The sequence below is a fragment of the Suicoccus acidiformans genome, assembly GCF_003546865.1.
GTDB classification, from domain to species: domain Bacteria; phylum Bacillota; class Bacilli; order Lactobacillales; family Aerococcaceae; genus Suicoccus; species Suicoccus acidiformans.
Window position 1 is genome coordinate 102,050 of record NZ_CP023434.1, and the last position, 14,716, is coordinate 116,765.

General features: G+C 41.7%; 11 protein-coding genes and 2 pseudogenes. 11 read left to right on the plus strand and 2 right to left on the minus strand.

Annotated features, from left to right (window positions below; translation table 11 throughout):
- Window positions 1-47 precede the first annotated feature (47 nt).
- From CL176_RS00490 to CL176_RS00520, 7 genes are all read left to right on the plus strand, one after another.
- The gene (locus CL176_RS00490; RefSeq protein WP_118989551.1) at window positions 48-1,133 is read left to right on the plus strand and encodes a PLP-dependent transferase; all 1,086 of its coding nucleotides are present in this window, start codon (window positions 48-50) and stop codon (window positions 1,131-1,133) included.
- Between the two features lie 9 nt (window positions 1,134-1,142).
- The gene (locus tag CL176_RS00495) at window positions 1,143-2,315 is read left to right on the plus strand and encodes a MalY/PatB family protein (protein WP_118989552.1); all 1,173 of its coding nucleotides are present in this window, start codon (window positions 1,143-1,145) and stop codon (window positions 2,313-2,315) included.
- A 175-nt stretch (window positions 2,316-2,490) separates the two neighbouring features.
- Window positions 2,491-3,315 carry a hypothetical protein gene (locus tag CL176_RS00500; RefSeq protein ID WP_118989553.1) on the plus strand — a complete coding sequence of 275 codons (825 nt, stop codon included), beginning with the start codon at window positions 2,491-2,493 and terminating at the stop codon, window positions 3,313-3,315.
- A 9-nt stretch (window positions 3,316-3,324) separates the two neighbouring features.
- Complete coding sequence (locus CL176_RS00505) at window positions 3,325-4,593, plus strand: UDP-N-acetylglucosamine 1-carboxyvinyltransferase (RefSeq protein ID WP_118989554.1); 1,269 nt, start codon at window positions 3,325-3,327, stop codon at window positions 4,591-4,593.
- Window positions 4,594-4,610: 17 nt separating this feature from the next.
- Window positions 4,611-5,879 (plus strand): transcription termination factor Rho, encoded by a 1,269-nt coding sequence (gene rho / locus CL176_RS00510; protein WP_118989555.1) that lies wholly within the window; start codon window positions 4,611-4,613, stop codon window positions 5,877-5,879.
- 18 nt (window positions 5,880-5,897) lie between these two features.
- Entirely contained in the window at window positions 5,898-6,356 is a 459-nt protein-coding gene (locus CL176_RS00515; RefSeq protein WP_118989556.1) for an aminoacyl-tRNA deacylase, read from the plus strand.
- Window positions 6,357-6,361: 5 nt separating this feature from the next.
- A complete protein-coding gene (locus CL176_RS00520; RefSeq protein ID WP_118989557.1) occupies window positions 6,362-6,589 on the plus strand; it encodes a YdbC family protein in 228 nt (75 codons plus the stop codon).
- A 565-nt stretch (window positions 6,590-7,154) separates the two neighbouring features.
- On the opposite strand, the gene CL176_RS00525 is transcribed toward CL176_RS00520, so the two are convergent.
- Window positions 7,155-8,246, minus strand: coding sequence for an FAD:protein FMN transferase (locus CL176_RS00525; RefSeq protein WP_118989558.1), 1,092 nt, complete (start codon window positions 8,244-8,246; stop codon window positions 7,155-7,157).
- 211 nt (window positions 8,247-8,457) lie between these two features.
- Between CL176_RS00525 and CL176_RS00530 the strand changes: the two genes are divergently transcribed.
- Window positions 8,458-8,718 (plus strand): type B 50S ribosomal protein L31, encoded by a 261-nt coding sequence (locus CL176_RS00530; protein WP_118989559.1) that lies wholly within the window; start codon window positions 8,458-8,460, stop codon window positions 8,716-8,718.
- 87 nt (window positions 8,719-8,805) lie between these two features.
- Window positions 8,806-10,244 (plus strand): annotated as a pseudogene (locus CL176_RS00535) (IS3 family transposase).
- Between the two features lie 445 nt (window positions 10,245-10,689).
- Here CL176_RS00535 and CL176_RS00540 read toward each other — a convergent pair.
- Window positions 10,690-11,343 (minus strand): deoxynucleoside kinase, encoded by a 654-nt coding sequence (locus CL176_RS00540; RefSeq protein WP_118989560.1) that lies wholly within the window; start codon window positions 11,341-11,343, stop codon window positions 10,690-10,692.
- Between the two features lie 323 nt (window positions 11,344-11,666).
- Here CL176_RS00540 and CL176_RS00545 point away from each other — a divergent pair, with 323 nt between their 5' ends.
- Complete coding sequence (locus tag CL176_RS00545) at window positions 11,667-12,884, plus strand: quaternary amine ABC transporter ATP-binding protein (RefSeq protein ID WP_118991534.1); 1,218 nt, start codon at window positions 11,667-11,669, stop codon at window positions 12,882-12,884.
- A pseudogene (locus CL176_RS12520) lies at window positions 12,877-14,638 on the plus strand (ABC transporter permease/substrate binding protein). Before CL176_RS00545 ends, CL176_RS12520 begins: the two are co-directional and overlap by 8 nt.
- Window positions 14,639-14,716 lie beyond the last annotated feature (78 nt).

Consider the following 14,716-nt stretch of genomic DNA (forward strand, 5'->3'; position numbering starts at 1 on the left):
TCTAATAGATTTGGGGCTTTTTTTGACTTGAAAGGGGTATAATAGAGATGGTTAGTATTTCAACAAAATTAGCACAGTTAGGGAACCGTAAGGATTCGGTCACAGGGTCGGTGAGTTTGCCGATTCATCCATCGACGACTTATGCGCATCCTGCAATGGGAGAGAGTACCGGCTTTGATTATACAAGAACGGCTAATCCGACACGTTCGGTATTAGAAGAAGGTTTGGCAGATTTAGAAGGTGGTACTTATGCGCTGGCGACAAGTTCGGGGATGAGTGCGATCCAATTGGTCCTACAACTATTTCCCAAAGGTAGCAAAATCCTTGCAGGTCGAGACTTGTATGGCGGCAGTTACCGCTTATTTGAAGATTTAGAGAAGGCTGATTTGTTGACCTTTGAATACTTCTTAGATGAAGCGGCGTGTTTGGAGAAATTAGATGCGTCTATTGATGCCGTGTACTTGGAGACACCAACAAATCCATTAATGCAAGTATTGGATATTGAAGCGATAGCTCAAGCTTGTCGTAAGGTAGATGCCTGTTTGATTGTGGATAATACTTTACTAACACCACTGCGCCAAAAGCCACTAGAACTCGGAGCGGATATTGTCGTGCATTCAGGGACGAAGTATTTAACGGGTCATAATGATATTCTTGCGGGTGTTGTTGTTACCAATGATGCTGATCTTGGAGAGCGTTTGGTTCATTTGGCCAATGCAACCGGACCGACTTTATCGGCCTTTGATGCTTGGTTGTTTGTACGCAGTTTGAAGACTTTAGAAGTCCGTTTTGACCGTCAAGAAGCAACCGCTCGACAAGTCGTCTCAGCACTGGAGGCTTTGCCAGGTATTGAAAAGGTCTTATATGCTGGTCAAGGAGCGATGCTGAGTGTCTTGTTTGCCGACCAAGCTCAAATAAAGCCGTTTCTAGAAAATTTACAGGTCTTCAGCTTTGCTGAAAGTCTAGGAAGTGTGGAGAGTTTGGTAACTTATCCGACTACTCAAACCCACGCGGATATTCCTGAGGAGGTTCGTGAATCCTATGGTTTAACACCGAATTTATTACGTTTCTCGATTGGTTTAGAAGATCCCGAAGATTTAATTCATGATATTAAGCAAGCATTGCAAGCATAGGAGGCTACAATGAAAGAATTTATTGATACTTATTACGTTGAACGTCGCAATACCAATAGTTTGAAGTGGGATGCGCTCGAGGAGCGTTTCGGTAATGCGGATTTACTTCCTTTATGGGTCGCAGATATGGACTTTCGAGTAAGTGATGTGATTACTGAGCAACTAAAAGCCAAAATAGAGCATGGAGCATATGGGTATCCTATTGTTCCAGATAGCTATTATGATACTTTAAATGCATGGTTAAACCAGTTCTTCGGCTATACCATCCAGAAAGACTGGTTGCGCTTCTCTAGTAGTGTGGTGCAAGTACTGTATAACTGTGTGAATACTTATACAGAGGTAGGTGATAAGGTATTAATTTTGTCGCCGGTTTATTATCCGTTCTTTAATGCAATTGAAGATACCGGACGTTCAGTGGAAGCAGTTGAATTGAAGCAAGTAGATGGCCGTTTCCAAATGGACTATACAGCGATTGAGGAGAAGCTTCAAGCAGGCGGTGTAAAGTTATATATTCATTGTTCACCGCATAACCCAGTGGGCCGTGTATGGACAGAAGAGGAACAAGCACGTATCTTCCAATTATGCGAGCAGTATGATGTGTTAATTGTCTCAGATGAAATCCATCAAGATTTTGTCTTTGAAGGGAAACATACGCCAGCTCTTTGTGTCCAAGATGGAGCGTTTCGTGACCGGCTTATTACAGCACATTCGGCCAGCAAAAGTTTTAATATAGCTGGATTGACTCATTGCCACGTTATCATAGCCGATGAGGCCCTTCGTCAAAAATACGACGCCTTTACGAAGATTTACGTTCAAGCGAATATCAATAGTATGGGGCTTATCGCTACTCAAGCAGCTTACACCGGTGGTCACGCTTGGTTACAAGCAATTAAAGACGTCATTTACCACAATTATCAATTTGTTCAACAAGAAATAAGCGAGCGCCTTCCTCAAGCATATGTTTATCCATTGGAAGGAACGTACTTACTCTTTATTAATTTGACAGAGGCTAAGGGAGATATAAGCATGTCAGAATTAATCCAAGAGAAGGCTGGTTTAGCTGTGGATTATGGTGATTGGTTTGCACCTGGTTACGAGAATTATATTCGTTTAAATTTAGCGACTAAACCAGAAATCGTCCAAGAAGCCGTTCATCGATTGATTGAGGCGTGTTTAGATTAGGTCGATGCGTACGCACATTCACCTCATAAGACCCAGGGTTATTTAGTGTATATCCTATCACAATATCCCAAATTGAAAATTACGGAAGCTTTTATCTCAGGCACGAATATGCTAAAATCAGAGTGTATTCGTGTTTTTTTCTATGGTATAATAGCCGGAGCTTGGAGGAGAGAAAATGGCATTTGAAGCAAGCCAACGGGACAAAGCCCTGATTGAGCATATGTTACGCTACCGAGAGTATCGTCCCTTAGCCGCGTATATACGCAAGACCCCTTATCGGGGGAACCAGGTACTCGAACAATTATTGGCCTTAGGGCAAGCGATTCTCGAGATTAATTTGGAGACCATTGATGAACTTGCTCCCCTCCTAGATTATACATACTTAACAGAAGCTTCACAGACGAAGCGTAAAGTTTACAGTTTTACTCACTATTTGAATTTGCGCTTTGAACAACAGGCTTATGGTGATTACCTCAGAGCCTTGACCCCTATCTTAGTTGATGTATTTCGCTTACTTATCGAAGCAGATTTCATGCCTGATTTATCAAGATATATCCAGCCAGTTATCAAACCAACCGTCGATGGACACCCTTTGTACCGAGGCCTTCAATGGAAGGAGACGTTGATTGAGTCATCTGAAGATCAACGAATCCAAGAAACTTGGCAAAGGTATTACGGTGAACGCTTTAATTATGAGCATTATGTCAGTTCAAGCCACCTATTGAAATTGATTGCCGACCATAGTTCCAATGAACATTTAAAAGATAAGGCGAATCAAATGCGTTATATTGAGAAATATTTACGTAACATTGTAGCTCACGAAGTCATATATATTGACCAAGATTGGTTCCGCCACCGGATTGGCGAGCCACCTGAAGCAGTGCATGATCTTTACCATGATTTGTTAAAACTCGCTGGCTTAACTGACCAAAGGCAATGGCAAATTTTAGATATAATTGCTGAAGACTTTATGGACACAATTAAACAATATGCAAACTAAGGAGTTAATATGAAGAAATTAGTAATACGTGGCGGTAAACGCCTCAGTGGTGAAATTAATATTAACGGCGCCAAGAACAGTACGGTTGCATTAATCCCAGCAGCTATTCTAGCAGATTCTCCAGTTGTTCTCGAAGGTGTACCAGATATCCAAGATGTACATTCACTCATTAATATTCTGGCAGATTTTAACGTCGCAACAGATTTTAGAGATAATGTCTTGACGATTGATCCAACGCATATGGCTAATATCCCGATGCCCCATGGGAAAATCCAAAGCTTGCGTGCTTCTTACTACTTCATGGGTGCCCTCTTATCGAAATTTGGCACTGGAGTCATTGGCTTGCCAGGTGGGTGCTTTCTAGGACCACGGCCCATCGACTTGCACTTGAAAGCCTTTAGAGCCTTAGGAGCAGAGATTGAAGATGAATTTGGTGTGATTACCCTGTCTACTCCTAACGGCCTAGCTGGTACACGGATTTACATGGACGTAGTATCTGTTGGGGCAACGATTAATACGATTCTAGGCGCCGTACGTGCCCCAGGGCGGACTATTATTGAGAATGCTGCCCGTGAGCCGGAAATTATTGATTTAGCTACCCTCCTTAACAAAATGGGCGCTAAAATTCGTGGAGCCGGGACAAGCGAAATTCGTATTGATGGGGTTGACCATTTAACGGGTGTGACGCATACGATTATTCCAGACCGAATCGAAGCAGGTACCTATATTAGTGCGGCCGTTGCTATGGGCGATCATGTCCGCATTAATAACGTTATCTATGAGCATATCGAAAGTTTCGTCGCGAAATTGGATGAAATGGGTGCAAAGATGGAAATCGGCGAAGATTATGTTGAAATATATCGTACCGATGACTTAAGAATGGTTAGTATCAAAACACAGCCTTATCCAGGCTTTGCCACTGACCTTCAACAACCGATGACACCTTTACTGCTCGTCTCCCAAGGAGAAGGTACTATCATGGATACCATCTATCCACAACGTGTGAATCATATTCCTGAATTAAACCGTATGGGGGCAGACATTAAAGTAGACGGTGATATTATTCGACTCACTGGACCTTCGAAATTATCGGGTGCACCTGTTAAAGCTAGTGATTTAAGAGCGGGTGCTTGCCTCGTCATTGCCGGTTTAATCGCTGAAGGTGAAACAGAAATCACAGGCGTGGAGAATATTCTGCGCGGTTATACAAATATTGTAGGCAAACTCCGTGACCTTGGTGCAGAAATTGAAATGCTTGACGTAGCAGACGAAGACTAATAGAAAGAGGGTATCGGATGGCAGGTGCATTTGATTTATCAACTTTACTGAATAAAGAGGCTAAAGAACTTTATGCGTATGCTCGAGAACTGAATATTCCTGATTATAGCGAATTGAGCAAAAAGGAATTAGCACTTGCGATTAAGCGAACGCAAGAGGAGAAACAAGGCTTCTACCAGGTGGAAGGTATTCTTGAAGCGCCTCCAGGGCCAGAAAATTACGGCTTCATCCGTCCATTGAATTATTCGCCTTCACAAGAAGATGTGTATATTTCCAATTCACAAATCCGCCGTTTCAAATTAAGAAATGGAGACAAAATTGCTGGCCCAGCTCGTCCAGCCAAAGAAGGCGAACGCTATCCGAGCTTGATGCAAATCTCGACGGTAAACGGTGAAGATCCCGATGCCGCTCAAGGACGCGATCACTTTCCGAGTTTGACGCCGCTTTATCCAGATGAACAAATTCAATTATCCCATGGCCAAAGTCGAATCGCCAACCGAATGATTGACATCATTTCGCCAATTGGCTTTGGTCAAAGGGGCTTAATCGTTGCCCCGCCAAAGGCAGGTAAGACAACAATTCTCAAAGATATTGCCAATGGTATCTCAGCGAATTATCCCAATGCAGAATTGCTTATTCTCTTAATTGATGAAAGGCCAGAAGAAGTAACGGATATTGAACGCAGTGTGTCTGGGGATGTTGTCAGCTCCACCTTTGACCAAAAACCAGATAATCATATTCGGGTTGCCAATCTTGTGCTTAATCGGGCAATGCGTCTTGTTGAAGCGTCTAAAGATGTGATTATTCTCTTGGACAGTATTACGCGTTTGGCGCGAGCTTATAATTTAGTGGTTAAACCAAGTGGGCGAACTTTAAGTGGCGGTTTGGATCCCGCAGCTTTCTATTTCCCCAAACGTTTTTTTGGGGCTGCCCGTAATATTGAAAATGGCGGCTCCTTAACCATTCTAGCCACCGCTCTATCTGAGACAGGGAGCCGGATGGATGAGATGATTTATGAGGAATTTAAAGGGACTGGGAATATGGAGTTACATTTGTCAAGATCACTAGCAGAGCGCCGTATTTTCCCTGCGATTGATATTAAGCAATCTGGTACACGTAAGGAAGAATTATTGTTAAGCGAGACGGAGTTAGAGAATATGTGGCAATTGCGTAAATGGATGGGTGAAGATACCTTGCAGTATACAGACCAATTCATTCAACTTATGTCACATACGAAGGATAACACGGAATTTTTCGAACAACTTCAAAAGGCGGCCCAAAGGTAGTCAGAAGGAAGGGTTAACATGGCGAAGAAGCCAGCAAAAACAAATGTGATGCGTCTTCTCGATCAGCATAAAATTAACTATGTCCCACATGAATGGGTACAAAGCGATGAGATTCAAGGTAGTACAACACCAATTTATAAGACATTGGTTACCGTGGGTAAATCCAAAGATCATTATGTCTTCGTGGTGCCGGTCGAGCGTTCTTTAGATTTGAAGAAGGCGGCCGAAGCTGTCGGTGAGAAGAATATACATATGATTAAGGAAAAGGAATTGGAACCTTTGACCGGATATGTGCATGGAGGTTGCTCACCCATTGGTATGAAGAAGCAATTCCCCACAAGCATCGATGCCTCAGCCAAGGCCCACGATACAATTATCTTCTCTGCAGGCAAGGTGGGTGTCTCGGTTGAAGTGAATCCTTTGGAACTTAAAGAATTATTGGACTTTCAATTTTATGACGTTAGTACAGAGGAGTGAGAGAAATGTCAGACTTTAAGTATGAAATAGTAGAATCTTACGGTAAATTATCGGAGAACGCGAAAGGCTGGACGAGAATGTTGCATAAAATTAGCTGGAATGATCGTCCTGCTAAATATGATATTCGCGATTGGGCACCGGACGAAACGAAGATGGGCAAGGGACTGACGTTTACAACAGAGGAACTGCGTGAATTACGCACAATCTTAAATAAAATGGATTTGGATGAATAGTAGAAACGCCTTAAGTGGATTCATATGAATCTTACTTAAGGCGTTTGGTTATATTACGGAAGTTTGATATGATTGGATTTTTCAAGAGATTATTTTCAGTATAGGTTGTATAATTTTACAAGGCAGGTCAGTGTTATAAATATTTTTTGAAAGGTAAAGTTCACCTTATATTCACAAAATTGCACAAACAAATAATTTACGGAATAATTCGGAAGATTCTCCCGCAAGAACAGGATGATCTGGCGTATATTCGAGCCTCGGAGTGTAACTAATGAGACTATTGCTGTTTTAGCAATTTACAGCCTTACAAGCGTAGCGAAGTGAAGCGATTTAGGCTCTAAGTTTCGGCGTCGCCTACACACTTGAGTGTCTTAGCAAGCAAAGACGAAAGCTCCTTGCCAAGCAAGAGCTGGAGTCTGCTATGGGCCTCTTCGAAGCGGTCTTTGCTGAGTTCGAGTCCTAAGTGCGTTAGAAGTTCTTGCAGGAAGAACTTCCGAATGATGGAGTAAATGTTTTTTAATTTCTTATGTTGTATAAAATAGGGGGAATTTAAGCTTTAATTAATTTAATCAGCTAATTCATAATCTTCGTTTGTTAATTCGAAGGTATCTTGAAGACCCTTGGATAAATAGACTTTATGGTCGTGATCGATGTAGACTACTTCATAGCCGTCCTTTTGATCGATGAGCTGGATGCCTTCTTCAATGCCTATCAGGAATAAGGCCGTAGAATAGGCATCTCCTTCAAAGGAGGTTGGGGCGAATACGGTTACGCTGGATACTTCATTTTCTAGAGGGTAGCCAGTACGTGGATCCATAATATGGTGATAACGTTTGCCGTCTTGTTCTAAATAGCGCTCATAAATGCCCGAAGTGACAATAGCACTTTCCTCGGCACGCTGAGTTCCTACAATGGCTCCTCGATTTAAGTCGGGGTCTTGTACGCCGACGTTCCAACCATCTGCATGATTAGGGTTAGAGCCAAGAACGACAACGTTTCCGCCTAAATTGATAATGGCAGTTGTAATACCATGATTTTTGAGGATTTGAGCGACACCACTACCGATGTATCCTTTAGAGATTCCTCCCAACTCGAGCGCCATGCCCGCTTCTTCTAAGAAAACGGTTTGCTCTTCTGGATTCAGCTGGATTTTACGGTAGTCAATGCGCTCTAAGGCATCTTGAATTTCTGCTGCCTCAGGTACGCGAGCATTCTCCGAACCGATTTGCCATAAATTTGTCAAGGCACCAATCGATATATCGAATAAGCCATCGCTTTCTTGAGCAATTTCTATAGCGCGTTCAATGATTTCATAGGTTTCAGGGGCTACGTGAACTGGTTCCTTTCCGGCGGCTTGATTGATTTGATAGACATCGGATTCTTTAAGTTGTGTCGTCAAGAGTTTCTCCATATCAGCCATATAGGTGAAAGCTTCATCCAAGGCGGCATCTACTTGATCACCTTGGTGGTATATTTGAATTTGAACAGCTGTATGTAGCATGGCTTCAGCCCTAGTAACCGGCTCTTCACTTACTTGAAGCGCCTCAACTTGTGCTTGACCTTCTTGAGTAGGGTTACTTGCCCAAACAGGTTGAGTTGGTAGAACAGAGCACGTCAATAAAGCTAAAAGGGAACATTTCAATAATTTTCTATTCATGTAATTCTCCTATGTTCTATTGTTCAATTTATAACAAAAGATATGTAGATAAAGTATAACGAAATTGAGGCAGAAGTTCAACGAGTTAGCAGAAAAATCCCAAAAGATGATTGCAATCTTCTGGTAAACGTGCTATGATTCTTGTGTTGCTTTTTAGCAGGAATAACTGTAGATTAGCACATAATCTACGGCAGAAAGGGAGATTCTAGATATGAAACAAGGTATTCATCCAGATTATCATACAGTCGTATTTAGAGATACTTCTACCGGCTATGAATTTTTATCAGGTTCTACAAGAACTTCTGAAGAGACTGTTGAATGGAAAGATGGCAACACGTATCCATTGATTCGTGTGGAAATTTCATCTGATTCACATCCATTCTACACAGGTCGCCAAAAATTCACGCAAGCCGATGGACGTGTCGACCGCTTCAACAAGAAGTACGGCTTTGCATCAAAGACAGAAGAATAATTTTATACTATTGCAACAGTATAAGAAAAGCCTTTGAGCCGACCCCCAAAAGTTAGACCAAAAAATCTAACTTTTGGGGGTATTTTTATGACCAAGTATAGTTTAGAAACGAAACTTCAAATTGTTACTGACTACGAAGCTGGAAAAGGCGGATTTAGGACTTTAGCGAAAAAATATCAAATCGCTCAGTCAATAGTGAAACGATGGATCCATAATTATCAAGATTTCGGCTTAGAAGGCCTTCAAGTTAAGTCAACAAGACAGTCTTATCCTTTAGAAACCAAGCTATATGCGATAGAATTGTACTTAACTACAGAATTAAGCTATCGCGAAGTCGGTATCCAATTAGGGATCAATAATCCAAGCTTAATCGCAAATTGGATGCGAGCCTTTAAGGAAGACGGTATTGATGGCTTATCTAGACCAATAGGGAGGCCAACTACCATGTCTAATTCACAGAAAAAGAATCCACAAAATCCCAAAAAGACGCCTTTACCGAGTGATCCAGATGCCTTAAAGGAAATCATTAAAGAACAAGAAGAACGCATTCAAATGCTAGATATTGAGAATAAATTTTTAAAGGAATTGAGGAGGTTGCGGGAAGCAGACAAGCGGCAACACGACAACAAGAAGTGATGGCCATCCGTAATCTCCATGAGTCTACAGAGTATTCTTTGACGCTGATACTGAAGACTTTAGATTTTCCTAAGGCAACCTATTATTATCAATTAGAGTGTTTGAATAGACCCAATAAAGACGAAGCATTAAAAGAAGAAATTCTTGATATTCGTCAAGCACATGAAAACTACGGTTATCGCCGTGTTCATGCGGAGTTACGTCGTCGTGGTTATACCGTCAATAAGAAAAAAGTTCAACGATTGATGAAAGAAATGAATCTACAAGTGACCTCATTTACTCGAAAATCACGGAAATACAACTCCTATCAAGGTGATATTGGTGAGAAAGCACCTAACCGCTTAAATCGTAGATTTACAAGTTCTATTCCACACCAAAAAATTGTGACGGATACAACGGAGTTCCATTATTATGAAGCTGATGATTCAGGACAGTATCAATTGAAAAAGTTGTATTTAGATCCCTTTATTGACTTGTTTAATCTGGAAGTCATTAGCTATAAAATCTCAAAACAACCTAATAAGGAAAGTATGATGGAAGCCTTCGAAGAAGCCGTTGAAGCTACAAAAGATTGCCAATTTAGACGAACCTTTCATTCGGACCAAGGCTGGGCTTATCAAATGAACGACTATCAACAATTATTGAAAGATCATCAGATTTTCCAGAGTATGTCCCGAAAGGGAAATTGTTTAGATAATGCGCCGATGGAGAACTTCTTCGGCATCATGAAACAAGAAATGTTTTATGGGAAAGTTTATCGTAGCCGTAGGGAACTGGAACAAGCTATCCACGACTATATTCGTTACTACAATGAAGATAGGATTAAAGAGAAATTAGGCTATTTAAGTCCTATTGAATACAGACAACAACAATTACTTTTAAGTGCCTAAACATGTCGCAAATCACCTAACCTCAATGGTTTCACAAACCATCCAGACTTATCAAGAGCCGCTTCGCTCTTCCTCTTGACAAGCTTGGATGTCTGATGAGATGTTTTGGTTAGGTCAATTAGCAGCTTCTCTGTTCTTGCGAAATCGGTCACCTTGAAGCAACTTAAGTTTTATATCTTTATTGAATCTTTCAGAAACACAAAAAAGAGCTACCCATTATTGGGGTAACTCTTCATAAAATCTAGTCTAACTTTTTGGGGTCACTATACTTTCCCCAAGTGGGTTAGGCTTTTTTATTTGCAGTATAGTAAGGTATGGCATTGTGCTTATGCTGTTTAATCAGAATGTTTACCAAGTGAAATAAAGATTAAATGCATCCAATCATTTTTGAAAAGAAGATTGGATGCATTTCACGGATGGCATATAGTATTGGATTTCAATAAGCTTAGGTATCAGTACGCAAGGTGTCAAGGCTATGGTTTATTCTAGCCATGATGCAATCGATATCTTCAGGTCGATGGATAAAATCATAATCATCAATATTAATGGGCAAGATGTGTTCTTTAGTGAAATGCTGTTGAATCCAATCATCATAGCCAGACCAAAGTGTATGATAGTAGTCGACTAGAGCATCATCTTGTTCGAAATCGCGCCCTCTTAAGCCAATCCTGTACATAATTGTCTCAAAACTTCCGTGTAAATAGACCAGTAAATCAGGCGTCTTGGTAGAGCTACTCGCTAAATCGGCTAAAGCATTGGCTAATAAGTCTTCATAGACCATAAATTCTAATTCAGAAATACGGCCGAGATCTTTGTTGGTCTTACAAAAGTACCAGTCTTCATAGATTGAACGGTCTAAGACATTATTTTCATGAGTGAGTGCCTGCTTGATTGAGCGATAGCGACTACTTAGGAATGTCAGTTGAAGTAAGAAAGGATACCGCTTGGCTGCTTGGGCTTGCTCGTCTTCTTGATAGAATAAGGGAAGCAAAGGATTATCATCAACATTCTCATAGAACACTTCACTTCCGAGCCGTTGACCAATCAAGGTCGCCACAGTGGTTTTGCCAGCGCCAATCATTCCACCTACAACAATCATTGTACCCCTCCCTTTCAGTTGGTATAAGCCAGTTATAATAAACTCAGACAAAAATTTCAAAGTTAACTCTATCATAAGTGAAGGTGGCAGACAAGCTAAAGTCATTCTCGTGTTATGGCAAGCAAATGAGATTTAGGCGAATATCGGAAGATATTTTTAGCAAATTATTAGAGCTCCGCTATAACAATCTTTGTAACCGCGAACAAGGGAGTTTTTTGTGAAATATTGCTGTATATGGTTTTACTTGTGAAGTCAATTTTGTTAGGGTGAAGACGTTAGATTAATCTGATCAAATGAAAGAGAGTGAAGAAAGGACTAGTATTGTGAGTAAATTAAGAGTCGAACACTTATCGAAAATATTCGGAGAGAATACCGAAAAAGCACTGGAGCTTGTGAAAGCCGGTGAAAGTAAAGAGAACATTCTACAGGAAACAGGAGCTACTGTAGGTGTGCGAGGAGCCACATTTGAGGTGGAAGAGGGTGAAATCTTCGTCATTATGGGTCTGTCTGGCAGTGGGAAATCTACCCTGGTCAGGATGTTAAATCGACTGATTGAACCGACCCATGGTTCTGTATATATTGATGGCGATGACATTACAGCAATGGATGCCCAAGCTTTGCAGGATGTTCGACGCAAGAAAATCAGCATGGTCTTTCAAAATTTCGGCCTATTTCCACACCGAACAATATTAGAAAATACGGAATATGGTTTGGAAGTACAAGGCATTGAGAAAGCCCAAAGACAAGCTCGTGCAGAGAAGGCCCTAGATAACGCTGGCTTGTTAGCCTATAAAGATCAGTATCCTTCACAACTTTCAGGTGGGATGCAACAGCGAGTAGGCTTAGCACGTGCTTTGACGAATGATCCGGAGATTTTATTGATGGACGAAGCATTCTCAGCCTTGGATCCCCTGATTCGCCGGGATATGCAAGACGAATTGCTTGAAATGCAGAAAACAATGAACAAAACAATTATTTTTATCACGCATGATTTAAATGAGTCGTTACGCTTAGGTGATCGCATCGCCATTATGAAAGATGGAGATGTTGTTCAAATCGGTACAGGTCAAGAGATTCTGGCCAATCCAGCTAATGATTATGTGAAGCGCTTTGTGGAGGATATTGACCGGACGAAAGTTTATACCGCGGAACATATTATGGAAGAACCACTTGCGACGACTTCACATCTATCGACGCCTGCTGAGGTACGTGAGACGATGGAAACAGAAGGGATTGCTAACATTCTTGTGGTAGATCATGACGAGCAGCTGAAGGGCTATGTTACTTTAGATGATGTGACGGAATTACATACACGAGGAGCAACGGATATATCGGAGGCTGTTCAAGTCGGTGTACCAGAAGTTCCTGCTGATTTGCCAGTGGAAGAAATTTTCGATGTCATTCATACAACGGAAACACCAGTGGCTGTGACGGACGATGATGGTGTTATTGAAGGGGTTATATCTAGAAGTAATGTCATCAGTGTCTTAAAGCGTGATGAGCAAACAGAAGACGAAATGGAGGTAAAAGCAGATGAATAGTTTACTGGACTATTTTCCGACCTTGCCGGTAAGTCAATGGATTAGTCAAATCATCCAATGGTTAACGACTCACTTATCTGGTTTCTTTGAAGCACTTCAAACAGGCGGGCAGTCTCTGATGGATGCAATGACAGATTTACTGCTCTTCTTGCCACCCTTAGTGATTATTGTCCTAGCAATGGTTCTGGCTTTCTACTTAAGTGGCAAGCGTTATGGACTGGCAGTATTCACTGGCTTAGGTTTATGCTATATCCAAAATCAAGGCTTATGGGAAGATTTGATGTATACCTTAACGTTGGTAATTTTGGCAAGTGTCATTTCAATTATTATCGGTGTTCCGTTAGGTATTTGGATGGCGAAAAGAGACCGGGCCAATCAAATCTTGCAACCGATTCTTGATTTTATGCAGACGATGCCGGCTTTTGTCTACTTAATCCCAGCTGTTGCCTTCTTTGGTATCGGTATGGTTCCAGGAGTCTTTGCGTCAGTCATCTTTGCCCTGCCGCCTACCGTGCGCTTTACAAATCTTGGTTTACGTCAAGTGCCTGAAGAGATGATTGAAGCAGCGGAAGCCTTTGGAAGTACCTCATGGCAGAAATTATTTAAGGTAGAATTACCTTTAGCCAAAGGGACCTTGATGGCAGGCGTGAATCAGACCATTATGCTAGCCTTATCGATGGTGGTCATTGCTTCGATGATTGGTGCGCCAGGCTTAGGTTCGAACGTCTTAACTGCCTTACAAAGGGCTGATGTTGGTTCAGGCTTTGTTTCTGGTTTAGCTCTAGTAGTCTTGGCGATTATACTTGACCGCTTTATGCAAGCAGGTACGAAGCAACAGAACCAATCTTAGGAAAAGGGTGCAAATAATGAAGAAACACATCAATAAAATTCTTGTCCTAATTCTAGGCATACTTGCGGTGGCTGAGTTAGGCTATGCATTTCAGAATAAGTCTGATGCGCCAACTAGCAGAAGCAACCAAGAAATCCAATTAGCGTATGTTGCTTGGGATTCAGAAATTGCTTCGACTCATGTAATTGGTCAAGTACTGGAGGACCTAGGTTATAAAGTCACACTAACACAATTGGATAATGCGATCATGTGGGAAGCTGTGGCAACAGGCGAAGCCGATGCAATGGTATCTGCTTGGCTACCCGGGACCCATGCTGCCCAATATGAACGCTATGGCTCAGACTTAGTAGATCTTGGGGTAAATTTAGAAGGGGCGGCTATCGGCTTGGTTGTACCGTCCTATATGTCAGTTACTTCAATTGAGGACTTGACGCAAGAGGCGAATCAGGTAGTAACGGGGATTGAACCCGGTGCAGGAGTCGTTGCTGCGACAGAAGAGGCTTTAGCTACTTATCCGAATCTTTCAACTTGGCAACTTGAAACGTCATCATCTGGTGCAATGACAACCTTATTGCAGGACGCTTATGCCAAGCAAGAAGAAGTTATTGTAACTGGCTGGTCACCTCATTGGAAGTTCCAAACGATGGATTTACACTACTTAGAAGATCCACTAAATGTTTTTGGAGATGCAGAATCCATTCATACCTTAGTTCGGACAGGTCTAGAGCAGAATCTTCCAGAAGCCTATCAAGTACTTGATAACTTTTATTGGTCAGTGGATGATTTAGAGCAAGTGATGTTAGACATCTCCCAAGGCATGTCTCCTGCAGAAGCGGCCAGACAGTGGGTTGATGCAAATGCCGATAAAGTGGCAACATGGACAAGTGACATTGAAGGTTTATAATACGTATCACGTAAGCAGCAAGCAAATGTGGTCATTGCCAAACAACGCAGGCCAAGCTGGCTATTGTATGTGAGTTGA